The sequence below is a fragment of the Lachnospiraceae bacterium genome, from assembly GCA_025758065.1.
Lineage (GTDB): Bacteria > Bacillota > Clostridia > Lachnospirales > Lachnospiraceae > Enterocloster.
Map to the genome: position 1 here is coordinate 3,688,196 of CP107199.1, position 24,604 is coordinate 3,712,799.

The following is a 24,604-nucleotide window of genomic DNA, read 5'->3' on the forward strand; positions in this document are numbered from 1 at the left end:
TGTAAAGACCTGAACTGCCATATTCGTTTACTTGCTCTCCAGCTCTGCCATCTGCTGACGGTTTTCCTCTTCAATTCTTCTTCTGTCCGCCGCAATCTTCTTCCATGCGTAGAGAACCAGGGATACTGCAATGATTCCGTAGCACAGGAATACACGGAAATACTCACCTAACTGCGGGTCGCTGAACAGAACTTTGCCTGCAAGAGGTGTGATAAAGAACAGGATGTGGAACAGAATGGTTCCTGTAAATACCTGTCCCATCGTTGCTTTGTCAATGGACGCGCCGCCTACCAGAAGAGCTGCAACAGCGTAAGTACCTACCTGCTCATGGCTGTTGAAAGTCTGTACGTTACCAATGTTCTGTAAGAAGATAATCTGTCCCCAGGAAGCGATTACGGTAGAAAGCACCGTAGCCACAATACGGGTTTTGTCTACGTTGATGCCTGCTGCTGTAGCAACCTGCATATTCATACCGACGGTCTTAATATCCTGGCCCAGCTTTGTTTTTGTGATAAATACAATCAGCATACATACCAGCGCGATAAGAATTGCTGTCAGCACCGGAACCTGTACGATAAAGAATGCCTTCTGGACTGCCTTGGAGGTCTTCATAAGAATCTGAAGAATTGCCAGAAGCACCGTTGTGATCAGAAAGCCCTTTGCCGCAAACAGGGAGTTCTTAACATCCAGCTTCTTCTTTCCCATATTCCATGCAACCACAAGAACCGTCACAACTGCAAAAATTGCAAGCAGAATCGGAAGCAGCTTCACAAACATTACCTTCCATGCATTATCAATTGCATATTTGGTTGCAGCGTGGAAATCGATGGTGTTTCTAAGTCCTACATAAACGGTCTCGCCTGCTGCATTCTGGGAATTCAGCATGATTTCCGGGTTTACCATAGGAATCACGCTTCCTACCATGAAGATGAATATCAGGTCGTAGATACCAACTGCGAAGAAGCCCAGAATCATACCGGTAATCATTTCCTGTCCCTTTACCTTGTTAAACAGGATACCGGTGAGTGTTCCAAGGATGATTGCCAGAACCGTACCGATTAAAGTGGCAACTACGATTCCCGGAAGACCATCAATGCTCCAGTGGGTAATGAGAATCAGACCAATCTCACCGGCCATTGCTCCCAGTACAATACTGAAGTTCAGACCCATTCCGCACATAACCGGAAGAATCAGGGATACAATCAGAATCGCATTACGGCCTACACGGGAGATAGTCTCAGTAATTACATAGCCTGCCGTCTGACCGGATATTTTAATGCTCACAAGACAAAGCACTGTAAACAAAATGGGAACCATATTTCCCTGAAGGATTTCCAACACTTTATTGCGTTTCTTATTTTCCATGTTTACTTTCCTCCATTACTCTTAATCTTAGTCAACGCATACAGAATAATACCGTTCTGAACGATAATTCTCACAACCTCGGAGATACTTCCTGCATTGATCAGGGCATTTGCTACAGGTGTCGCCAGAGTTAAAAGGCTCTGGAACAGGACAACACCCAGCACCACGTTGAACACTGTCGCCTTCTTCGGTGTAGCTCCTCCGATTAAGATAGCCGCCATCGCCGGAAATGCCATCATTAAAGGTGCGGAATAGAACTGATAGAAACCATAGCTCTGGGAGTAAATGTTAATTCCGATTGCTGCAATAACGGTGGAAGCTACAATACCGATGGTGCGGATTTTGTTGTTGTTTATGCCCAGCATTCTGGAAAAGCCCGGATTGCCGCCGCTGCAACGCATAATAACGCCGGCCTTTGTTTTCATAAACAGCCACATTAAAAGACAGCCAACTGCAAAGGTAAGCAGAAGTCCAGTTGAAATGGACAAATCCTTCCAATTTGGATTATCCTGCAAAATTCCCATTTTTCTAAAGTCAATCTTTAAGAAGTTATCCAGTACCTTGTCATAGTTCTCTTCCAGTGTCATGGTTGTACGAAGTCCTACACCGGTGATTGGCCATACAATTTTCGGGTTGCTGTAGGGAAGTACCAGCCATGCGATGGACATCAGGGATACAATGGAAAATGCCATGTAGTTGCCGACGGTCATCTCGGAGCCTTTTACATTGTTCAAAAGAGCTGCGTACAGGAATCCGACAACAATAGCAACCGGTACCGATACAAGGCATGCCCCCCAGAAACCGCCCAGACCGCTCCAGTTAAACTGCACTGCAATGGAGCCGCCAAACAGTCCGCACAGGATTCCGATTGGGAGACCAAAGTTCAGACCTGCGCCGCACACGATGGAAATCATCATGGCTAACACCAGGAAACCGTTCATTCCCACGCGAACCAGACAGTCGGAGTAAATCATACCAGGGTTAATTCCCAGCGGAAATACTGATATCATAAGCAAAAGCAGAAATCCGATTACCACCAGGCGGGATATGCCGATGTAATCTGCCAGATTTTTTAACTTATTCATGCCTCTTTCGCCTCCTCTTTCGCATCTTCAATCTTAGATCCGCTCATCCGAAGACCGAACTTGTAGTCATCCTCATTGGAACGGAGAATACCGGCAATCTTTCCTTCTGTGACGATGGCAATACGGTTACACACGGAACGGAGCTCTGCCAGCTCACTGGAGGTGATAATAACCGTAACGCCCTTCTCCTTGTTTAACTTTAACAGAGAGTCCAGAATCATCTTCTTGGCACCGATATCAATGCCTCGTGTAGGCTCTGATACAAACAGGATATCCGGTTCCAAAGTCAGCGCTCTTGCAATACATACCTTCTGCTGGTTTCCGCCTGACAGGCTTCTTACCGGCTGCGTATATCCTGTACAGCGGATATCCAGCTCCTTAATCATCTGCTTTGCGTACTCTACCGCACTCTTCTTGTCGTAGAATGGGATACCGCATTTCTTTACCACAAAACGATTCTTTGTCTTTAATGCTGCAATGGAAATGTTTAATTCAATGGACTCGTCAAGCATCAGTCCCACACCCCGGCGATCCTCTGATACGAAAGCAACTCCGTCATTTAAGGTTTCGCTGGTCTTTGTTACGTCAATCTCTTTTCCTCGGATTTTAACGGTACCTCTGGATGGGTACAGACCCATGATTCCGTTTGCGATACTGATTTTTCCGTGTCCGGCCAAACCTCCGATACCGAAGATTTCGCCCTTCTTTATCTGCAGTGAAATATCTCTGGCCACTTCACCGGGCATGCTGACTCTGAAGTGCTCAAGCTCCAGACATACTTCCTGATTTTCATTCTCTTTTTCATCCGTAATGTCACGGTTCAGAATTTCAACCTTACGTCCTACCATCAGCTCGGACATTTTAATGGTGCTGAGCTCATCGGTATCATAATCGCCCACCATCTCACCGTCTCGCAATACGAAGGTGTGATGTGTATAGCGCTTTATCTCATCCAGCTTGTGGCTGATAAAGATAAAGGCGATTCCCCTCTCTGAAACTTCCTTCACGCACTCCAGGAACTGCTCCGCCTCTTTCTCTGTCAGAACGGCTGTCGGCTCGTCCAGAACGATTAACTTAATATTTTTCTTATCCAGCTCACGGGCAATCTCGACAAACTGCTTGTAGCCCACAGGAAGACTTCCCACACGGGTTTTCTCGCTTAACTCGATTCCCAGAGAATCCAGAGTTGCTCTTGATTCCTTGTGCATAGATGCGCGGTCCACCAGATTCAGGCGTTTTCCAAAAATCATACTCAGTGGGTTTTTCTTCACATTCTCGCGGTTTAACTTGATATTCTCCGCTACATCATAACCATCAATCAGCATGAATTCCTGGTGCACCATGCCAATGCCGTATTGCATCGCCTCAATGGGAGATTTGATGTTTACTTTTTCTCCATCAATTAATACCTCTCCTTTAAAACCTCCGGTCTGGTGAATGGCCGGCATTCCGAACAGTACATTCATGATGGTGGATTTTCCGGCTCCGTTCTCTCCGATAAGAGCAACGATTTCTCCCGGTTTTACTTTAATGCTCACATCCTTTAATACTTTGTTTCCAAAGAAATCTTTTTCGATGTGATTCATTTCCAATACATACTTGCTGCTCAATCTTTTCTCCTTTCCAGTGTCCCTCATACAGGCACCCGGTGTATTTATTAATGAGGTACCACATTTCTCCCCCGTAAAAAAGAGAGGGATGCGAACGACTTGCACCCCATCCTTTTTGAAAGCATTAGGGAAGTTGTATTCCCTCGTTATTTAGATTGATTTAAACGATTCCATTAGAATCTCTCGTAAGAACACATAATGAAGAAACCATTGTCATAAGTAGTTCCGCCATCTACGATGTTCTCTACGTCTACATCTGCACCAGCTGCCTCGCCAAGAACTGTCTTAAATACATCTGCATCCAGCTTCTCGCCGTTGGTCTTGCCCTCGCAGAATGCTTCTGCATATGCGTAGCTACCGGTCATAAACAGTGTCATAATAGGAGCAGTCCATGTACCCATATGTCCGGTCATGTCAACAGATGCCAGCTTCTCTTTAATAGCGTTCATCATATACTCTGTATCATACAGCTTGTCATCCGGAACCTCAATACCCAGTGCAGATGGGAAACCTACGAATGGGGATGGGTCAGAAGGATATGTAAAGTAGGACTTTGTATCAACAACACACTTGATCATTGGCTCCTGCTGAGCAGTGTTTGTACCAAAGAAAGCGGTCTCGACACCGTACTTGTCAACGGAACGCGGAACATCCTCAAGAACGAACTGCTGTGTACCGGAAACACCTGCATCGGACACCGGGTCAGGAGTTGTGGTCTCAACCAGTGTAAGACCAAGCTCTGCACAACGATCCTTCATATTCTGAAGACGGTCAGCGGTTGGCTGCCATGCCAGGTGACGTGGGAAGGAATAGTGAACGAATGTCTTAGCACCCATATCGCTTAACTCATCTACCATCTGGATTCCCATCTCCGGAACGTTGGTGTGATAGAAGATATCACAGTTTGCAGCAGTAGTAGCTGCATCATCCTGGTAACCAGCTGCGATTAACAGAATGTCAGGACGTACTTCACGAATCTTCTGGCAGGCAGCTGCAGTTCCCTGTACAGCCTGGCTGAAGACGATTGCCTTAACGTCTGGGTCAGAAGCAAGGCTCAGTGCTGTGGAGATGGTTGTCTCCTGCTCGGTAGCAAACTTATCTGGGAATGTAGCCAGAACAATCTTGCCTGGATGCTGCTTCTCCAGCATCTCTGCTGCACGGTAGCTCTCCTCACCCTGAGTTACTGTCCCTGTCATAATACCAATCTTGTAGTCACCAGCTGCTGCGGTAGTTTCTTCTGCTTTGGACTCTCCGGCTGCTGCTGCGGTAGTCTCAGCTGCTGCTGGAGCTGCTGTGGTCTCAGCTGGTTTGGAGCCGCCGCATGCGCAAAGGCTTGCTGTCATAGATGCTGCCAATGCTACTGCTAAAAATTTCTTTTTCATCTTTTTTCCTCCTTTTTTCTTTCGCCTCACTCGCGCTTGGCTGGCCTTTCGACCTTTATACATAATCTTCGCGTTCCGACCCCTGCTTTCAAAAAGCCTGACCGTTCTAAATATGTCTGATGTCTTATGTATATAAACTAACATTTTTTATATTTATTGTCAATACTATTGCAATATTTTCCAATTTTTGTGATTTTTATACAAGGTTTATCGTCGTTTTGCCAACTTGGCGCTAATGTCCCCGTCTTTAGGATTTAGCACTATTACTTTTGGGAGTAATAAAATCCCCCTTTTATTATAAACCGGCATATTTGCTGGTTATTTTGTTGCTAAAAATATTTGACAAAGTTTGTTTTTATCCTTTACATATATAGTGCTATAGTGTTATAATGGAGAAGGGTGATTTATATGTCTTATTTCTTAAAGAAAACAAACAATAAAAAGGGTACTTATTTACAGATCTACGAAAGTTATTATGATCCTACTCGAAAATGCGGTGCTCATCGTTCTTACAAACCTCTGGGGTATGTACACGAACTTCAGGCTACCGGCATCGAGGATCCGATTGCTGTTTTTACCAAAGAGGTCCAGAAACTTAATCAGAAATGCAAACAGAAAAAACAGGCAGAAAAAGAACAACAGATCTCCGATGTGTCTCCCGAAAAACATCTGGGGTATTTTCCTTTAAAAAATATCAATGACTCTCTCGGCTGTAAGCGGTTTATTGATCTCATGCAGACGGCAACTAATTTCAGATTTAACATTTTTGATATGATGTCTGCTTTAATTTATGCAAGAACAGTCCAGCCCTGTTCGAAATCAAAAACTTATGATGAGGTTATCCCAAATCTCTTTGAAAACCACGATTTTTCACTGGACCAGCTGTATTCCGGTCTGGAGTACATTGGCTCCGAATACGAAAAGGTGATCGAGATCTATAACCACCAGATCAATCAGACATATCCGCTTGATACGGCCCACACATACTTTGATTGTACAAACTTTTACTTTGAGATTGATAAAGAAGATGATTTCCGCCTGAAAGGCCCCTCAAAAGAAAACCGCAGGGAACCGATCATCGGTATGGGCCTGCTCCTGGATGCCAACCAGATCCCTATCGGTATGAAAATGTATCCTGGGAATGAAAGTGAAAAACCCGTTATACGTAACATCATTGATGATCTTAAAAAACGCAGTCACATATCCGGCAGAACGATCCAGATCGCGGATAAGGGACTTAACTGCTTTAATAACATCGCACACGCATTGAAAGCTGGCGATGGATACATCTTCTCCAAATCTGTAAAAACTCTTCCTGAGACGGAAAAAACATGGGTCCTGCTTGAAAATGACTATGCAGACGTTATGAACAAAAGAGGAGAGATACTGTACCGTATCAAGGAATGCGTAGATGATTTTTCTTATTCCTGCACAGATACCGCTGGACATAAAAAAACAGTAAAACTTACAGAAAAACGGATCGTAACATTCAATCCAAAACTTGCCGCAAAACAGAAATATGAAATAAACCGGCAGGTCGAGAAAGCAAAGAAGCTCAAAGCCAGTCAGGCAAAAAGATCCGAATATGGCGATAGTTCTAAATATGTTTCTTTTATTCCCACTAATAAAAAGGGAGAAGAAACAGAGGGTGCTGTAAAAGTTGAAATAAACGAAAAATCCATTGAGAATGCCCGCAAATTTGCAGGTTATAACATGATCGTTACTTCAGAGATCCACATGGCTGCGTCCAAGGTGTATGCTGCCTACCATAATCTCTGGCGCATTGAAGAATCTTTCCGTGTCATGAAATCCCAGCTTGATGCAAGACCTGTATATTTACAAAAACAGGAAACGATCACCGGACATTTCCTCATTTGTTACCTTGCGGTACTGCTGACCAGGATCTTACAGATACACATCTTAAAAAACCAGTATGGTACCGAAGAGATATTTGATTTCATACGTGACTTCAGAGTTGCAAAAATATCTGACCGAAAATATATAAACTTATCACGGAATTCTTCTTTTATAAAGTTTTTTTCCGATCATACCGGACTTCCATTAACCTCTTATTTTATGGGTAATACCGATATTAAAAAAGTGCTGAGCCATAGATTTTAGTCCATGGCTTAGCACTATTTCTTCAGTTCAACTCCGAAAGACAGGTTCTAAATATGTCTGATGTCTTATGTATATAAACTAACATTTTTTATATTTATTGTCAATACTATTGCAATATTTTCCAATTTTTGTGATTTTTATACAAGGTTTATCGTCGTTTTGCCAACTTGGCGCTAATGTCCAGCATGTTGCGCCGGTTGTCCTCCAGATGATGCAGCATCGCTTGGGCTGCAGATTGTCCGTCACCTGCGCACACAGCCTCCAGAATATCCCTGTGACTGTCAATGGTCTGCTTAAGGAGACCTTTTCTGGTAATGTCGATAAAAAATGGAACCGCCTGAGTAAAAATAGGCACCAGGGCATGAACCACGCTGTTTCCTGTACACTGGGCAAGGACAGTATGAAACCGGATATCCCACTGGGCATAATCCTTTCCCTGTAAAATCAGCTCTTCCACCTTAAGGCAGGCTTCCCTTAGCTGCTCCAAATCTTCTCTTGTGGCCCGTTCCGCCGCCAGCGCCGCCATGTCCGGTTCTATCATAATACGGATTTCACATAAATCAAGGCCCAGCTTCAGCTTATCCTGAACAAAACGAAACCCCAGCGGATCGTCCATAACCCCCGTCTGCTCTCTCACGAAGGTGCCGCTGCCTCTCCGCACCTCGATAATATTCTGGCTTACCAGAAGCTTAATTGCCTCACGCACCGTACTGCGCCCCACATTCAGGTACTGAAGCAATTCCAGCTCCGTCGGAAGGCGGTCGCCCGGCTTCAAAGCATTCTCCACAATCATATCAATAATTTTGTCTGCGGCCCGCTCCGGCAGAGTCTTTTCTTCTGAGTTTAACGCAGTCAGCATTTTTATATTTCCTTCCCCATTAAATAATCTTAATGCCATCGTCAGGCGGCATATCTGCTTATTATGAGTATTCTAACACAAATTAGATAATTTTGACAATTTATTTTTGTTTTTTCCACTGTTTTCCTGTTGTTTTGTGGATAAGATTTACTTTCCGCAGCATTTCTGTTAAAATCGTAATGTCGTAATAGATACTCCAACAGATTTGGAAGGTGAAAAAATGAAGATTGTAATTATCGACGGTCAAGGAGGCCGGATGGGCAAGGCAGTCATTGAACAGCTCAAAAAAAGGTGTCCTTCTCTTGAGACCTACGCCATCGGCACAAACAGCACCGCTACTGCCGCCATGATGAAGGCCGGCGCCTCTTACGGCGCCACCGGTGAAAATCCCGCCATTGTCAATTCCAGGGATGCTGACATCATTATCGGCCCCATGGGTATTGTCATTGCAAATTCCCTGTTGGGTGAAATCACTCCGGCTATGTCTGTGGCCATCGGTTCCAGCAGTGCCTATAAAATTTTTATTCCCGTAAACCGCTGCAACCACATGATTGTGGGCTGCAAGGATACAACGCTGACCGAGTACATCAATCTGGTCTGTGATGAGGTAGAGAGGAGAATGGCCGAATATGAGAACCGTAGAATTTAAGATGGAACGCCAGGGCCTTGTAAATGTGGGCGATAAGGTAAAAATCATTGAGCGGGAAGGAACCAGCAGCTACAGCTATATTATTGACCCCGCGGTGGCCATGTCAGGCTGCTTTGCCGCCAGAGACCGCATCCGCTCCGAGTACGGCATCGTAAAAGATATCCGGGAAAATTCCAGAGGCTTTTATGTTGTGGTGGATTTTGATGAGGAAGAGCGGTAATTTGCTATAATAAAAAACGGAGCCTGATTCTTGTGATTTCAGGCTCCGCTTTTAATGGTTATCCCAGAGGAATAATCTGTATCTCATCCGCTTCAGTTGTCCCGGCAGGCGCTTTTGAAGGCGCTGCGGTCTCCACCTCCGGCTCTGACTGCGTCGGTGCCAGAGGGCGCACTACAGCGTCTGTCTCCGCCTGTATTGTCTCCTTAACCGAAGATGTTTCCCTTGGTATAGCTTCTCCTTCTATCGGCTTCACCACAACAGTCCCCCCTTCCGTTTCTGCTTCGGAGGTTTTTTCCTCTTTTTCGTAGGTCGTAAGAGGCGTCAGATGGGACGCATCCAGGCTGACTGCCTTGCTCCACAGCGCTCCCTTTATCTCCCCGCCGCCATTCCACAGGCAGTCACTCCACATACAAATAAGGCCGCTTCCCTTTGCCGCCACAATCTGCATCATGTCGTTTCCTGTGGTGGTTCTTCCGCTTCTGGCGCCGAAATCATTGATAACAGATAATGCTCCATCCCTTCCGATGAGAATCGCCTGTCCATAGGCGTTTTTCCAGGGTGTCGGATGGTACTCTCCGTATATTTTTCCTTCATTTTCAAAATAATACATCTGGCTGACGGTTCCCGCGAATCGCTGGCTGACTTCCATCTTATCGCCCCCACTCAGATTCGCCCGGTATATCTGACTGTACCAGTTTCCATTGTCATCTCTGTCCACATAAGCGCAGAAATAAATGGAGTTATCCACAATACAGAAGCTTTGTACACCGTATAACTCTTTTACCAGGGTCTTTTCCCCGGAATCCGATTTTGCATAAATATGGCGGCTGGTTCCGCTTCCCTTTGTATCGTAGATAACATCGTCCTTCGTGACCGAACCGTGCCTTACCGACGTAATACGGCCCGTACGGTCAACCTGGTAAACCCGGTCCTCAATGGACACCGTATTTTCCTTCTCCGATGTAACCGGATTTCCGAGAATGTCCGTCAGGTAACATACCAAGTCTCTTCCAGTAAAGAACGATGCCTACAACGATTGCGATAAAGGAAGCAATGTATACAGGCTGCTTTAAAATGTTCAGAATTACAAACAGTACGATAGAAGGAAGAATTGCTACGATTAAAGGCATTTCCTCAAATGGCACATTAGGATCGATGAACTGAACCTTGCAGATTTCCTTACCGGTATCCATAAAGTGCTCATCTCTCTTTGCAATTCTCTTTAACTCCCAGGTAAAGTAAATCTGGCCGCCGATGATTGCAAGTATACATGCCAGAATACCGAGAACCGGGCCTGCCATAGCGGTTGTTCCTAAAACCTTGGATGCAATGGCGTTGTTTACAGATGGTGAACCGGGTGCCATGGTAAGAGCCATAGCTGCCACGCCCAGTCCGCTGACCGGATACATTCTCCACGGCACATCCATTTCCTGGAACAGCTCTTTTGCGATAGCGATTACAGTGAAGAAGATAACAAATACGCTGATGCCGCCGTAGCTCAGTACGAAAGACAGTGCAGGTACGCACCAGATAGCTGCCAGCTTCTCATGGCCTTTAAAATGCTTTGCAAGACGTGCCATTTTAAGACCGATAGAACGGGCCGCGCCGCTGTCTGCCATCAGGCAGCCGAATACAGCACCGGTGCACAGTGTCAGGAAGTAGTTGGTAAAGAATCCGCCTACGCCTCCCATATAGGTTTTGGACATTCCTTCTGCGACATCCATACCACTGGTAATCAGAATAAAAATTGCAAGCAACGGTGCTACCAAAATACATGGCACACCTTTATAGCTCATATACATAAATACTACTAACGCAATACAGATACACAGCAAACTTACGGTTGACATTCCTGTATCCCCCTTTTTTTCTCATTGTGTTCTCCCGTCTTTTCCGGGAGAACATATGCTGCTAATTAATGGTTTTTCTTCTTATCCATGATTTTTACGCGGTTTGTTCCTGTAAATACCACGGTTCCATCCTGTCTGGTTCCCTTTAATTCCAGAATCAGGTCATGCTTTTCCTCTACCATTTCCTTTACGGTTACCTCATAGGTAACGGAATCACCTACACGGGTAGGTGCCGGGCATCCCCATTCCTGTCCCATGTTGATGCTTGCGGTTCCGCAGAACGGCGCAATAATGGTGCCGCATACCGCGTCTACAAATGCGCCCTGAACCAGTCTGGTTCCGAAGAATGTAGTTTTTGCAAATTCCTCGTCCAGATGGATTGGGTTCAAATCTCCGGTCAGTTCAGAGAACTGGCGCACATCCTCCGCAGAAAACTCATTGGTAAAGCTGACGCTGTCGCCTACCTTGAAGCTGGAAAATGGTTTAAATACATACTCATACTTCTCTGCCATTTTTTCACACTCCTTACTGTGCGTTCATGATATCCTTCAAACCGCCCCACTCTTCCTGGAACAGTTCTTTCGGCATTTCTTTTAAGTCATCCGCAATAATCGGTGCAAACTCCATCTGATCCAGAATATCCTTTTGTAAATCGATACCTGGAGCAATCTCGATTAGCTTCAGTCCTTCTCTTACCAGCTCAAATACCGCACGCTCGGTTACATACAGAATCTTCTTTCCTAAATCCAGGGCAACCTCGCCGCTGAAGGAAACCTGTGCAACCTGGTTAATAAACTTCTTCATATCGCCTTCGCGCACAATGGTCAGCTTTCCATCGCCTACTTTAAACTTTGGTGTACTCTCTCTGGTTTTTCCGCCTGTAAACGTTCCCATGAATACTACCTTGCTTGCGCCGCCTGCAATATTCATAAATCCGCCTACGCCGATTCCCAGCCCGTTTCTCTTGCTGGCATTTAAGTCACCGTTTGGCCCTACTTCTAGGAAACCAAGGCAGCCTACATCCAGAGAACCGCCGTCGTACATGTCAAAAATGCTTCCGCTCTCGATAATGGCATCGCCGTTCCATGCACAGCCAAAGTCATTTCCTGCTGCGGGAACACCGCCGATTCCGCCACTCTCTGTAGTCAGTGTAAACATGGAAGAACAGCCTTCCTCAGCCGCTACATTGGATACGACCGTCGGATTTCCTACGCCCAGGTTTACAATATCGCCTACCTTTAACTCCATAGCCGCACGGCGGGCAATCAGCTTTCTCTCTGTCAGAGGTACAGATGGAATGGAATCCATTGGAACCTTGCACTCGCCGGAGAAGACAGGGTTGTAAATGGAAGCTGCTGTCTGCCAGTGATACTCTGGCTTTGCTACATATACATAATCAATCAGGATTCCCGGAACCTCTACCAGTCTCGGATTTAAGGTTCCTGCCTTCACAATACGCTCTACCTGGCAGATTACGATACCGCCTGTCGCTCTTGCTGCCTCTGCCGCAGAAAGCTGTCCCAGCTTGTAGCCTTCCTTGTACATGCTGATGTTTCCGTTCTCATCAGCTACAGTACCGCGGATGATGGCCACGTTAATTTTCTTTGGTGCCTTGTAAAGCAGCCATTCTTCACCATCAATGTTTAACAGCTCGATTAAATCATCCTTTGCTGCATCATTCATGCGGCCACCGCCGTATCTTGGATCCATAAATGTCTTTAAGCCGATTTTGGTGATAACGCCCGGCTGATGAGCTGCGATTGCATGCAGCATACCTACACATACGCCCTGAGGCCAGTTGTAGATTTCCGCCTTGTTATCACGGCTGAACTCTGTCATGGCGCGTCCGCAGCCGTTTAAGTGGCCGCCGATTCCCTTTGTCATCATTCCCTCATGACAGATGTGGCTTAAGCCTTTGGTATTCATATCACCTACGGCTGCCTGCCAGTAGAAAGTCATGTTGTTCGGATGGCCGGTCTCAAGGAAGCTCTTCTCAAGCTCCATAACACTCTCCTCGGCAAATCCGCCCAGGGTAATTCCTGTCATTAAGACGGAATCCCCATCCTTTATCAGCTTTGGAACCTCTGAAGAAGGAATTACTTTCATCACTTTACCTCCATTTTTTAACGAATATGCTTATACTCAGGGCTTCTCTTGTTGGCAAACGCATCCATGCCTTCTGCCTGATCTGGATTTGCGAAGCAGAGACTGAACAGTTCACGCTCAAACTTCTTTCCTACTTCTTAAGGTATTCCAGACCCTTATTGAAAACGGTGCCACCGTTGTAGTCATCGAACATGATCTTGATGTGATCCGCAATGCTGACTATATCATTGACATGGGACCAGGCGGAGGTGCTGACGGTGGCCGTATTGTTGCCTGCGAGACACCAGAAAAGCTGGCGAAAAATCCATTCAGCCAGACCGGTCATTATTTATGACCCATGGTTGCTTTTACATAAAAGCGTTAAAGTTTAAAGCATTAAAGTGTTGACTTTTATGCTTTTATATATTAAACTGTCTGCAAGCTTTTAAAACAGGATATCCATTATACAGATAAAAATAAGAATGCAGATAACATTATGCAGATAAGGAGTGTACCAGACTATGATCATTATCATGAAACCACAGGCTTCCAAAGAAGACGTTCAGAAAGTAACTTCCCTCATTGAATCAAAGGGCCTTCAGGTCCACCTTTCCGAAGGCTCACAGGTCACTATTGTTGGAGTTGTAGGCGATAAGACCAAGCTTGCAGGAAGCAACATTGAAATGAGTGAGGGCGTTGACAAAGTTGTTGCTGTCACAGAGTCCTACAAACTGGTCAACAAAAAATTCCACCCTGATGACTCTGTTATTCCTGTTGGTAATACCCATATTGGGCCGGGAACCATGACTGTAATGGCAGGTCCCTGTGCAATTGAGTCAAAGGAGCAGCTGCTCTCTACTGCTTTCGCTGTAAAAAAGGCTGGTGCTACCTTCCTTCGCGGCGGTGCTTACAAACCCCGTACCTCCCCATACTCTTTCCAGGGGCTGGAAGAAGAAGGCTTAAAATATATGAAGGAAGCCAGAGAAGCGACCGGACTGAACGTGATCTGCGAAGTTACCAGTGCCCATGCCATTAAAGCTGCCGTTAAATACGTAGACATGCTTCAGATCGGTGCCAGAAATATGCAGAACTTTGAGCTGTTGAAGGAAGCCGGAAAATCAGGAATGCCTGTATTGTTAAAACGGGGCTTATGTGCTACCATAGATGAGTGGCTGAATGCTGCTGAATACATTATTTCAGAAGGAAATCCAAATATCGTTTTATGCGAACGTGGTATCCGTACCTATGAAACATCCACCAGAAATACTCTGGATATCAGTGCGGTTCCTGTGATCCGCCAGAAGAGCCATCTTCCTGTGATCGTAGATCCAAGCCATGCAACAGGCGTAAGGGCTTATGTAGAACCTCTTGCAAAAGCTGCTGTGGCAGTTGGCGCTGACGGACTGATGATCGAGGTTCATCCAGATCCGTCCAAAGCACTTTCTGATGGTCCTCAGTCTCTTACTTTTGATGCATTTGATAAATTAATGGCAGACTTAAAGCCATATGTGGATCTGGCTGGCAGAACTTTTGAAGCCAGATAACTAATACATCGTTTCGTAAATAACTGTACTAATCACGTAGGATGCGGAGTTGAGTGTGCAGGTCTAAAAACGCAGGCGTAGCGGGCTACGCTGAGGCTTTTAGGCCTGTGCAATCAGATTCGCAGACAAGTGAGTGGTACAGTTATTTCGAAAACGATGTACTAGCATACCACTTATTATCCACAGCCAAACACCTGAAGGCCTTTCTTTTGTAAAGGTTTTCAGGTGATTCTGTATTGTAAGGAGCAATTTTGAAATGGAAAAATTCACCATGAATGATACAACCATTGCCTTTATTGGTCTTGGCCTTATCGGTGGTTCCTTGGCTAAGGGAATTAAAAAAGCACGTCCGGATATCCGCATCATGGCCTATATGCGCACCCGTTCCAAACTGGAACAGGCTAAAAAAGACGGTATTGTAGATGTTATTTTAGACGGCATTGATGAGCAGCTAAAACAATGTGACCTGATCTTTTTATGTACACCGGTAGAATACAATGCACAATATCTGTCTAAGATCCGCTCCTATTTAAAACCGGGGGCTTTGATCACGGATGTTGGCAGCACCAAGACCGACATCCACAAAGAGATCCTGCGTCAGGGACTTACAGACTGTTTTGTAGGCGGACATCCCATGGCAGGTTCTGAAAAAACAGGCTATGAAAATGCAACTGACCATCTCCTTGAAAATGCTTATTATATTGTTACACCGCCAGAAGGTTTTAAGCAGAATGGCTGTGGATATGGCGATATTTCCCTGAAATACTCCGAAAATGTCAAACGTATTATCGCCGTTGCGCAGACTGTGGGGGCAATCCCCCTGGTACTGGATTATAAGGAACATGATACTGTAGTTGCCGCCATCAGCCATCTGCCTCATCTGGTTGCTTCCAGCCTTGTAAATCTGGTAAAAGACTCTGATTCACCTGCTGAAACCATGAAACAGGTAGCTGCCGGCGGTTTTAAGGACATTACACGTATTGCCTCTTCTTCCCCGGAAATGTGGGAACAGATCTGTATGACTAATTCAGAGCCTATTGCAGATATGCTGGAGCGCTACATTGATTCCCTTCAGGATATCCTTTCTGAAATAAAAGGTCATCAGGGAAATGCTATTTATAAACTGTTTGAAAAATCCAGGGATTACCGCAATACCATTACTGACCGTGCCAAAGGTTCTGTAGAACCATCCTACGCATTTTCTGTGGATATGGCCGATGAGGTTGGTGCTATCTCCACTATTGCTGTTATTCTGGCTGCCAAGGGCATCAGCATTAAAAATATTGGTATCAATAACAACAGGGAACGGGGCGAAGGCACCTTAAAGATTGAATTTTATGATGAAGCAGCTATGACCGCAGCCTGGAAACGGCTGGAATACTATAAATACGAAATGGTACGGCTGTAAGCCGGACTGTCTGGGAGGAAGATATGGAATTTAGAAAATCAGGCCCATTAAAAGGCGAGATCACTGTTCCGGGAGATAAATCCATTTCCCACCGCGCTGTGATGTTTGGCTCTCTTGCAAAGGGAACTACCGAAATTACCGGATTTTTACAGGGAGCAGACTGTCTGTCTACTATTTCCTGTTTTGAAAGTATGGGAATTGCTATTGAAAATAAAGAGGATATCGTCCTGGTACATGGAAATGGTCTTCGCGGCCTTAAAAAGCCGGAAACTGTATTAGACTGCGGAAACAGCGGCACTACTACCCGCCTGATCTCCGGTATCTTATCTGCACAGAACTTTGATGTAACTTTAACAGGTGACGCTTCTATCCAGAAACGTCCTATGAAGCGTATTATGGAACCGCTGTCCCTTATGGGGGCGGATATTGTCAGTGTAAATGGAAATGGCTGCGCACCTTTAGCTATCCACGGAAAAGCCCTTCACGGCATCCATTACACCTCTAAAGTAGCCTCTGCACAGGTAAAATCCTCTATTTTATTAGCAGGGCTTTACGCAGATGGCCCAACTTCCGTTACAGAGCCTTATGTATCCAGAAACCACTCTGAGATCATGTTAAATCTGTTCGGTGCTCATGTAACCACCACAAATACCACTGCTACCATTGAGCCAGCCAGTGAGCTGCACAGTAGAAAGATAAATGTACCTGGAGATATTTCTTCTGCTGCCTATTTTATCGCTGCAGGCCTTATGGTACCCGGCTCTGAGATCCTGATCAAAAACGTAGGCATTAATCCTACCAGAGACGGCATTCTTCATGTATGTAAGGCTATGGGAGCAGATCTTACTTTATTAAATGTAAAAGAAGACGAGGGAGAACCTGTTGCTGATATTTTAGTCCGCGCTTCTTCCCTTCACGCAGCAGAGATCGGCGGAAGCATTATCCCGACTCTTATTGATGAGCTGCCTATGATCGCAGCCTTGGCCTGCTTTGCACAGGGAACTACCGTGATCCGTGACGCAGCGGAATTAAAGGTAAAAGAGTCCAACCGGATTGCCGTAATGGTGGAAAATTTAAGTGCCATGGGAGCTGATGTAACGGAAACAGAGGACGGCATGATCATCCACGGCGGCAGACCGCTTCACGGTGCAGTGATTGAAAGCCACTTAGATCACCGTATTGCCATGACCTTTGCAGTAACAGGTCTCTGCGCAGAAGGCGTTACACAGATCAATGGGGCAGAATGTGTAAATATTTCTTATCCCCAGTTTTACCAGGATCTTAAGAATTTAATATAAACAGCCGTAAAAAGGCGTATGAGTCTACACCAGGGATCCATACGCCTTTTTCATTTTCAGATCGTTTTCCAGATATACTGGGAAAAATAATTATCATTTTCTCTTCTTCGGAGCAGGAAGCTCTTCATACATTGCCCTAAATAGTCCTGTAAGAAATTCCTTCTGATCCACATCCTCTACCAACAGCATCTCTTTAGTCCCTTCATAAGGTAATTCATAAACAGCCTGGGGTATATAAGAAAATGCGGCTTTTACAGGCTTTACAAGCAGACGATCATCGTAAATACCACCTACGATCTTCCCCCGGTAATAAATAATGTACTCTCCCATCATGGCCCGGTAGGTGATCTCCTCTAAATCAGACAATTGTTCCAATACAAAATCCAAATAACTTTTACTGGATGCCATTCCCTTTTCTCCATTTCTGTGGTCTTAAGATTCACTTAAAGCGCAGTTCCCTTTTTTGGAACAAAGAAACCACTCATATCTGTATGTTCCAGTTTTAACAGCGCGACCTTCTTTTCCATTCCTCCTGCATATCCTGTGAGACTGCCATTTGTCCCTACAACACGATGACAGGGAATGATAATGGAAACTTCATTATGTCCTACTGCTCCGCCTACAGCCTGGGCGGACATATGGGGCGCATCATGCATCTGGGTCATTTTTTTTGCAATCTCCCCATATGTCATAGTCTGTCCATAAGGGATCTGCAGCAGAATCTGCCACACAGCCTGACGAAAGGTTGAACCTGCAGGATGAAGCGCTGGGGTAAAGTCCGGTTCTTTCCCGGAAAAATAAACATCCAGCCATTTTTTAGCCCTAATCAGGACCGGGATTTCCTGTGAAACCGTTTCTTTTGGAAGTGTATTTGCAAAGTATTTTTGTCCCTCAAACCATAAACCGGTCAGTCCAACCTCATCTGCCGCCAGTAAAATATTGCCCAGTGGTGACGGATATGTACATGTATAGACCATATTTCCTGTTTCCTTTCCCTTTAAAGCTTTGCGCTTACGCAGATTCTTTTGAATTTATTGTACCATGATCTTTTTAAAATTACAGCAAAAAAGAAGTGGATCCAGGCAAGAACCAACGATCCACTCTTTTGATCATTTTTTATTTATCCCAAGCAGAATTTATTGCATCCTACGGCGGCTATCATGTAGTGGCCATTGCCAGCTTACAACAGCTGACAGCTGACGGACATATCAGGCGGCTCACTGTGCGGCCGAAATGATCTTTGTATCTGCAAACTTTTTAATAAGGCATTCCTTTTTATAAAACGTAATCCCATGACAGATTTCTTCATTGCCGCTGTAATTAATAAAATATCATCCCAACGCCACATCAAGCACCATCATCAGCGCAAATCCGATTGCAAATCCAATGGTGCCTATATTGGAATGTTCTCCTTCAGAAGCTTCTGGCACCAGTTCTTCTACTACTACATAAAGCATGGCCCCTGCTGCAAAGGAAAGAAAGTATGGCATGAACGGCTCCAGTTTTTCTGCCAGCAACAGCATAAGCCCGGCGCCAATTGGCTCTACGATACCGGAAAGCATACCATAGATAAAAGCCTTTTTCTGCCCTGCCGCTTCTTTTAAAGGAAGAGAGATAACTGCTCCTTCCGGGAAATTCTGTATTGCAATACCCAGTGATAATGCCATGGCGCCTGCCAGTGTAATGGACTGGCTTTTTGCCATCATACCTGCAAAAGCCACACCAACTGCCATTCCTTCCGGTATGTTATGTAAGGTCACTGCAAGGACCAGCATGGTACTTTTCTGCCAGTTACTTTTTGCGCCTTCCGGCTGGTCTGTGTCCATATGAAGATGTGGAACTACCATATCCAGAAACAATAAAAATGCCATTCCTAAAATGAATCCACATACTGCCGGAAGAAAGGCCAGCTTCCCAAGTCCTTCACTCATTTCCATAGCCGGGATCAGAAGAGACCAAACAGAAGCAGCCACCATAACTCCTGAAGCAAAGCCCAGGAATGCTTTCTGCACTCCGGGCTTTAATTCTCCCCGCAGAAAGAACACGCAGGCACTGCCTGCTGTAGTTCCTATAAAAGGGATCAATATTCCTGTTAAAATATCCATCTGCTACCTCATGTTGCTACATTTTTGCCCCACATCGAACACGTCACCAGCACATTCTCCTATCACAGTAAACAGATACTCTGTTTCTTCATCCACATTATTATAAATATCAGTCGATCATTCCCCGAAGCTTCAGATAATCCTTGATCAGGATGATCATCTCATCATAATCAATGCGGCTGGCATTAATAGGAAGATCGTAATTCTCCATATCCATCCAGTTTCTGCCAGTAAAATACTTATGATATTCAGTGCGCTCCTTATCAATCTTCCTCATGCGGCGCAGTGCTTCTTCTTCATCAACCTTATCTACATCCATAATCCTGCGGACTCTGGTAACGGTATCTGCATATACGAAAATGCGGATCACGTCATCTAACTGATCCTGAAGCACATAGTTGCCGCATCGTCCGATGATGATGCAGTTTTCTGACTCTGCCAGTTTTCGGATAACCTCAGACTGGAAACGGAACAGGTTTTCCGGTGATGTAAGCTTATGTCCGTCCTTTACAGGTGCAGAAAGCTCCGGCTTCATATTAGTAACAGTACGATATAATAAATTGTTTCCTGCCTTTTCATCTGCCAGACGGAAATACTGCTCTCCAATAGCACTGGTCTCTGATGTCATTTTCAAAATCTCTTCATCATAATAATGAATGCCCAGCTCCTCTGCAAGACGCATACCTGTAATACGTCCGCCGCTTCCGTACTGACGCTCGATTGTGATCACATAATGTTTACTGCTCATATGACCGACCTCCCTTGTTTTGCTATACACTCTGATCATACATTTACATGCTTCTTATGTATCAAGTATACCACATTTTTACTTAACCGGACACTGTATTATCTGAATTTTACTGAAATTTTTCTTCAAATTTTTCATAATATATTTCATATATGATATCTGCGACTTTTAAAAAAACAGTTGACAAAACCCGCCCCATGTATTAATATACGGATTAACAGCTAAACCGTTGAAAAAGAGGAGTAAGCTTCCAATGCATTAGCACAGAGAGCCGCAGGTGGTGGGATTGCGGTATAAAGCAGGCAGCTGAATGGACTTTTGAGGGCAGTCTTGAAATACTTAGTAGGGACTGACGGATTCTGCACCCGTTACATTTGCAGCACATATGCTAGTATGTGAAAAGTGGACTTTAAGTCAATTTGAGTGGCACCGCGGATTATATTCGTCTCAATCACAATATCATTGTGGTTGGGACTTTTTTATTACAAAAAATCCATTTTAATTTTTATTCTCAGGAGGTAAGTATTATGAAAAAATCTATGGCAGTTCTTTTAACCGCAGCAATGGGCGCAGCTTTATTAACAGGCTGCGGCAGTTCTTCTTCCACTGCTACTACAGCAGCAACTACCACAGCAGCCCCTGCATCTGAGGCAGCTTCTTCTGAGGCAGCTTCCAGCGAAGCAGAAAACAACACAGAAGCTGACGGCTCCTACACCATTGGTATTGGCCAGTTTGCTGAACACGGCTCTCTTGACAACTGCCGTGAAGGTTTCTTAGCTGGTCTTGCAGCAGAAGGCATCGAAGAAGGAAAGAATTTAACTGTTCTTTATGAAAATTCACAGGCAGACGGCGGTACTTCTGCACAGATTGCTAATACATTTGCAGGAAAGGACGTAGATTTAATGTGTGGTATTGCAACTCCTATGGCACAGGCTGAATACAGCGTGGCTATGAAGTCCGACATTCCTGTCATTTTCACAGCAGTTACGGATCCGGTTGCAGCTGAACTGGCAAACGCAGACGGAACCCCGGTTGGCGAGATCACAGGTACAAGCGATAAGCTTCCTGTAGAATTACAGTTAAAGATGATCCGTGAGATCTTACCTGAGGCAAAGACTATCGGTATCATGTACACCACCAGCGAAGTAAACTCTGAATCTGCCATTGCAGAATATAAGGAACTGGCTCCAAATTATGACTTTGAGATCGTAGACTCCGGTATCTCCTCTTCAGCAGATATCCCGCTGGCAGCAGATACTTTAATTGGAAAGGTTGACTGTATCACCAATCTGACTGATAATACAGTAGTAGCATCTCTTCCTGTTATCTTAAGCAAGGCTTCCGCAAAGAACATTCCTGTATTCGGAAGCGAGATCGAGCAGGTAAAGATCGGCTGCCTGGCTGCTATGGGTCTGGACTATGTAGAACTTGGCAAGCAGACCGGTGAAATGGCTGCAAAGGTATTAAAGGGCGAAGCAAAAGCAAGCGAATTAAACTTTGAGACCATTAAGGATGCTGCATTCTACGGCAACACCAAAGTAGCTGAAAACCTCGGCATCACTTTTCCTGAATCTTTAACAGGAACTGCTGCTGAGCTCTTTGACAGCATTGCAGAGTAATAATATTTAGGGTATTGGAGGAACATCATGACAACGATCATTTTCGGTATTCTGGAAGAAGGCCTTGTATATGCCATTATGGCCCTGGGCGTTTACATCACATATAAGATCCTGGATTTCCCGGATCTGTCTGTAGACGGCACCTTCCCTCTTGGCGCTGCTGTGACCGCAGCAGGTATTGCAAACGGGCTTCCTTTCATCGGTACCATTTCACCTGTAGCAGCATTATTCATTTCCTTTGCAGTGGGTGCCTTAGCCGGCTGTATCACCGGTCTCATCCACGTAAAGTTAAAGGTACGTGACCTGCTCTCCGGCATCATTGTCATGACGGCCCTCTATTCCATTAATTTAAGGATCACCGGAAAAGCAAACCTTCCTATATTTAGTAAGGAAACTATCTTTTCCAATTCCTTCCTTTCCACCCATGTACCGGAAGCTGCATCACCCTTTATCGTGACCATCATTCTTTTTGTCATCGTTTTGGTCTGCAAGGTGTTATTGGATGCCTACTTACAGACACGTTCCGGTTATCTGCTTCGTGCAGTTGGTGATAATGACGTACTTGTTACATCCCTTGCAAAAGATAAAGGTCTTGTAAAAATCGTAGGTCTTGCCATTGCAAACGGCTTTGCAGCACTTGCAGGAAGCGTTTACTGCCAGCAGAAGGGATTTTTTGAAATCTCCATAGGCACCGGCACCATGGTCATCGGCCTTGCAAATGTTATCATTGGAACCCAGCTGTTAAAGAGAGTCGGCTTTATCCGCTCTACTACTGCTGTTATCATTGGTTCCATTGTATACAAAGCTTGCGTTTCTATTGCGCTGCTGTTAAACGACCTGCACATTGGAGGGCTGGACATTTCCATTCCAGTCACTGCATCCGATCTGAAGCTGATCACTTCTGTATTATTCCTTATCATCCTTGTAGTAAGCCCTTCCGGCGGAAAGAAGGTAAAGAGCCATGCTTGAATTAAAACACATCCATAAATATTACAACGCAGGTACTGTCAATGAAATGTGCCTGTTTAATGATTTTAACTTATCCATTGATGATCATCAATTTGTATCTGTAGTAGGAAGCAATGGTTCCGGCAAAACTTCTCTTTTAAATATCATCTGTGGAAGTATTCCGCTGGATGACGGCCGTATTATCATCGGCGATGAAGACATTACCAAAATGCCTGAATATAAGCGCCAGCGCCGCATTGGCCGTGTTTACCAGAACCCGTCCATGGGAACCTGCCCTTCTATGACCATTGCGGAAAACATGGCTTTAGCAGACAATAAGGGCAAAGCCTTCAACCTCCGTCCCGGAACCAACAAACAGCGCCTGGAATTCTACCGTGAATCTCTCCGCTCTCTTGGCCTTGGACTGGAAGATAAAATGGATGTAAAAGTAGGTGTTCTCTCCGGCGGACAGCGCCAGGCAATGGCTCTTTTAATGTCCACCATGACTCCTATTGAGTTTCTGATCCTGGATGAACACACCGCTGCTCTGGACCCGAAAACAGCAGAAACCATTATGGAACTGACAGATAAAGTAGTCCGTGAAAAGAACCTGACTACGATCATGGTCACTCACAATCTCCGCTTTGCTGTGGAATATGGTAACAGACTTTTAATGATGCACCAGGGACATGCAGTGATCGATAAAGCAGGTGAAGAAAAGGAAGCTACTACTATTGATCATATCCTAAAGAAATTTAATGAGATCAGTATTGAGTGTGGAAACTAAAAGATCAGTATTGAATGTAGAAATGAAGTAAAAAGGCTGGCAATTTCCAAAATCTGGAATGCCAGTCTTTTTTATATATTTTATATATATAATTTATATATTCTTTTATTCTGCAAATACCATGATCCGCATAGCTGTATTTTCTTCATCAGACCATACCACTGCTTTTCTCCCCTGGGTAAGGTCATCTAATGTAACAATATTTCTGGTGAGATATGGTACTATTGCACAGTCATCTGCCAGTGTATATTTTGTACCGTCCATAGCAGTCAGTACAGACTGGGAAGATGCTGCATCTGTCACTACAGATTTAACAGTTACATAATCCGGAACTTTAAAGTCTGCCGGGACATTAGTAAAGATCATTGTTGCGTTTGTCATTGGCGGAAGGCTCATGGTCATTGCCGGACCGATATAGGCATAAATGGTATCCCCGTCCTTAATATCAGATAGCTCTTTTGGCAGACCGGAAACAGCATCTAATACATAAGTAGACTCCTGAGATACATTTAAGATCACTTCTCCCTGATATCCCTGATCTGCCTGACTGTCAATGGATAATCTTCCATCTTCCATATGGGTAGCCGGTCCATACAGGCGTACAGAGTCTTCTGCCTGCTCCGGCTGTTCTTCTGTACCTTCAATAGTGCCGCTTACGGTCTCTACAACAGTAGTTTCTTCCGGAGAAGATGTAGGCTCCTGAGATTCACTTACTACTGGTTTTGACTCACTTACAAGTGGCAGCGTCATTGCTGTATCTGCTTTATTGGAACATCCTCCAAGACCTAAAACTGCCGCACTGCATAATACTGCTGCATATAAATAATATTTTCTCAATATGACTTCTCCTTTTCTAATACCAAAGATTATTTTTTAATGTGCTGACACATTCAAAGTTTTCTTCTGGACTTATTATATCGT

23 protein-coding genes, 1 pseudogene and 1 other annotated feature are annotated in these 24,604 nt (G+C 44.8%); of the genes and pseudogenes, 10 read left to right on the forward strand and 14 right to left on the reverse strand.

Annotated elements, in window-relative coordinates:
• Positions 1 to 27 precede the first annotated feature (27 nt).
• From OGM16_17250 to OGM16_17265, 4 genes are all read right to left on the reverse strand, one after another.
• Entirely contained in the window at positions 28 to 1,365 is a 1,338-nt protein-coding gene (locus tag OGM16_17250) for an ABC transporter permease (protein UYJ46500.1), read from the reverse strand.
• A gap of 2 nt (positions 1,366 to 1,367) precedes the next feature.
• Positions 1,368 to 2,450, reverse strand: a complete 1,083-nt coding sequence (locus OGM16_17255; protein UYJ46501.1) for an ABC transporter — start codon at positions 2,448 to 2,450, stop codon at positions 1,368 to 1,370.
• Positions 2,447 to 4,060, reverse strand: a complete 1,614-nt coding sequence (locus OGM16_17260; protein UYJ46502.1) for a sugar ABC transporter ATP-binding protein — start codon at positions 4,058 to 4,060, stop codon at positions 2,447 to 2,449. Before OGM16_17260 ends, OGM16_17255 begins: the two co-directional genes overlap by 4 nt.
• Before the next feature lie 173 nt (positions 4,061 to 4,233).
• Positions 4,234 to 5,442 (reverse strand): DUF3798 domain-containing protein, encoded by a 1,209-nt coding sequence (locus OGM16_17265; protein UYJ46503.1) that lies wholly within the window; start codon positions 5,440 to 5,442, stop codon positions 4,234 to 4,236.
• Positions 5,443 to 5,850: 408 nt separating this feature from the next.
• On the opposite strand from OGM16_17265, the gene OGM16_17270 reads away from it, so the two are divergent.
• The gene (locus OGM16_17270) at positions 5,851 to 7,563 is read left to right on the forward strand and encodes an IS1634 family transposase (GenBank protein ID UYJ46504.1); all 1,713 of its coding nucleotides are present in this window, start codon (positions 5,851 to 5,853) and stop codon (positions 7,561 to 7,563) included.
• 148 nt (positions 7,564 to 7,711) lie between these two features.
• Here OGM16_17270 and OGM16_17275 read toward each other — a convergent pair whose 3' ends face one another.
• Complete coding sequence (locus OGM16_17275) at positions 7,712 to 8,461, reverse strand: FadR family transcriptional regulator (protein UYJ46505.1); 750 nt, start codon at positions 8,459 to 8,461, stop codon at positions 7,712 to 7,714.
• 181 nt (positions 8,462 to 8,642) lie between these two features.
• Here OGM16_17275 and OGM16_17280 point away from each other — a divergent pair, with 181 nt between their 5' ends.
• Together OGM16_17280 and OGM16_17285 are read left to right on the forward strand one after the other, a co-directional pair.
• Positions 8,643 to 9,071, forward strand: a complete 429-nt coding sequence (locus OGM16_17280; GenBank protein ID UYJ46506.1) for a DUF3842 family protein — start codon at positions 8,643 to 8,645, stop codon at positions 9,069 to 9,071.
• The gene (locus OGM16_17285; protein ID UYJ46507.1) at positions 9,052 to 9,291 is read left to right on the forward strand and encodes a hypothetical protein; all 240 of its coding nucleotides are present in this window, start codon (positions 9,052 to 9,054) and stop codon (positions 9,289 to 9,291) included. The genes OGM16_17280 and OGM16_17285 overlap by 20 nt, the downstream gene beginning before the upstream one ends.
• 58 nt (positions 9,292 to 9,349) lie before the next feature.
• On the opposite strand, the gene OGM16_17290 is transcribed toward OGM16_17285, so the two are convergent.
• The 4 genes from OGM16_17290 to OGM16_17305 all read right to left on the reverse strand — a co-directional run bounded on the left by OGM16_17290 (position 9,350) and on the right by OGM16_17305 (position 13,247).
• The gene (locus tag OGM16_17290; protein ID UYJ46508.1) at positions 9,350 to 10,234 is read right to left on the reverse strand and encodes a hypothetical protein; all 885 of its coding nucleotides are present in this window, start codon (positions 10,232 to 10,234) and stop codon (positions 9,350 to 9,352) included.
• The gene (locus OGM16_17295; GenBank protein ID UYJ46509.1) at positions 10,224 to 11,141 is read right to left on the reverse strand and encodes a hypothetical protein; all 918 of its coding nucleotides are present in this window, start codon (positions 11,139 to 11,141) and stop codon (positions 10,224 to 10,226) included. Before OGM16_17295 ends, OGM16_17290 begins: the two co-directional genes overlap by 11 nt.
• A gap of 65 nt (positions 11,142 to 11,206) precedes the next feature.
• Positions 11,207 to 11,653 carry a MaoC family dehydratase gene (locus tag OGM16_17300; GenBank protein ID UYJ46510.1) on the reverse strand — a complete coding sequence of 149 codons (447 nt, stop codon included), beginning with the start codon at positions 11,651 to 11,653 and terminating at the stop codon, positions 11,207 to 11,209.
• Between the two features lie 13 nt (positions 11,654 to 11,666).
• A complete protein-coding gene (locus OGM16_17305; GenBank protein ID UYJ46511.1) occupies positions 11,667 to 13,247 on the reverse strand; it encodes an acyl CoA:acetate/3-ketoacid CoA transferase in 1,581 nt (526 codons plus the stop codon).
• Between the two features lie 133 nt (positions 13,248 to 13,380).
• On the opposite strand from OGM16_17305, the pseudogene OGM16_17310 reads away from it, so the two are divergent.
• The 4 genes and pseudogenes from OGM16_17310 to aroA all read left to right on the forward strand — a co-directional run bounded on the left by OGM16_17310 (position 13,381) and on the right by aroA (position 17,476).
• Positions 13,381 to 13,581: pseudogene (locus OGM16_17310) on the forward strand (excinuclease ABC subunit A).
• Positions 13,582 to 13,747: 166 nt separating this feature from the next.
• On the forward strand, positions 13,748 to 14,770 hold the full coding sequence (gene aroF, locus OGM16_17315) for a 3-deoxy-7-phosphoheptulonate synthase (protein ID UYJ46512.1): 1,023 nt from the start codon (positions 13,748 to 13,750) through the stop codon (positions 14,768 to 14,770).
• A gap of 256 nt (positions 14,771 to 15,026) precedes the next feature.
• Entirely contained in the window at positions 15,027 to 16,178 is a 1,152-nt protein-coding gene (locus OGM16_17320) for a prephenate dehydrogenase (protein UYJ46513.1), read from the forward strand.
• A 23-nt stretch (positions 16,179 to 16,201) separates the two neighbouring features.
• Positions 16,202 to 17,476, forward strand: coding sequence for a 3-phosphoshikimate 1-carboxyvinyltransferase (gene aroA, locus OGM16_17325; protein ID UYJ46514.1), 1,275 nt, complete (start codon positions 16,202 to 16,204; stop codon positions 17,474 to 17,476).
• 93 nt (positions 17,477 to 17,569) lie between these two features.
• Here the strand turns inward: aroA and OGM16_17330 are convergent, their stop codons facing one another.
• The 4 genes from OGM16_17330 to OGM16_17345 form a co-directional block, all read right to left on the reverse strand.
• Positions 17,570 to 17,884, reverse strand: coding sequence for a TfoX/Sxy family protein (locus OGM16_17330; protein UYJ46515.1), 315 nt, complete (start codon positions 17,882 to 17,884; stop codon positions 17,570 to 17,572).
• A gap of 35 nt (positions 17,885 to 17,919) precedes the next feature.
• Complete coding sequence (locus tag OGM16_17335) at positions 17,920 to 18,453, reverse strand: methylated-DNA--[protein]-cysteine S-methyltransferase (GenBank protein UYJ46516.1); 534 nt, start codon at positions 18,451 to 18,453, stop codon at positions 17,920 to 17,922.
• Positions 18,454 to 18,807: 354 nt separating this feature from the next.
• The gene (locus tag OGM16_17340; protein ID UYJ46517.1) at positions 18,808 to 19,581 is read right to left on the reverse strand and encodes a ZIP family metal transporter; all 774 of its coding nucleotides are present in this window, start codon (positions 19,579 to 19,581) and stop codon (positions 18,808 to 18,810) included.
• Between the two features lie 109 nt (positions 19,582 to 19,690).
• Complete coding sequence (locus OGM16_17345) at positions 19,691 to 20,329, reverse strand: cytidylate kinase-like family protein (GenBank protein ID UYJ46518.1); 639 nt, start codon at positions 20,327 to 20,329, stop codon at positions 19,691 to 19,693.
• A gap of 220 nt (positions 20,330 to 20,549) precedes the next feature.
• Positions 20,550 to 20,782, forward strand: a binding site (T-box leader).
• A gap of 74 nt (positions 20,783 to 20,856) precedes the next feature.
• Here OGM16_17345 and OGM16_17350 point away from each other — a divergent pair.
• The 3 genes from OGM16_17350 to OGM16_17360 are packed head-to-tail and all read left to right on the forward strand — an operon-like array spanning position 20,857 to position 23,683.
• Positions 20,857 to 21,948: an ABC transporter substrate-binding protein gene (locus tag OGM16_17350; protein ID UYJ46519.1), complete on the forward strand. Its 1,092-nt coding sequence runs from the start codon at positions 20,857 to 20,859 to the stop codon at positions 21,946 to 21,948.
• Positions 21,949 to 21,975: 27 nt separating this feature from the next.
• Positions 21,976 to 22,917, forward strand: a complete 942-nt coding sequence (locus tag OGM16_17355; GenBank protein ID UYJ46520.1) for an ABC transporter permease — start codon at positions 21,976 to 21,978, stop codon at positions 22,915 to 22,917.
• A complete protein-coding gene (locus OGM16_17360) occupies positions 22,910 to 23,683 on the forward strand; it encodes an ATP-binding cassette domain-containing protein (GenBank protein UYJ46521.1) in 774 nt (257 codons plus the stop codon). The genes OGM16_17355 and OGM16_17360 overlap by 8 nt, the downstream gene beginning before the upstream one ends.
• A 105-nt stretch (positions 23,684 to 23,788) precedes the next feature.
• On the opposite strand, the gene OGM16_17365 is transcribed toward OGM16_17360, so the two are convergent.
• Positions 23,789 to 24,520: a hypothetical protein gene (locus tag OGM16_17365; GenBank protein UYJ46522.1), complete on the reverse strand. Its 732-nt coding sequence runs from the start codon at positions 24,518 to 24,520 to the stop codon at positions 23,789 to 23,791.
• Between the last annotated feature and the right edge of the window lie 84 nt (positions 24,521 to 24,604).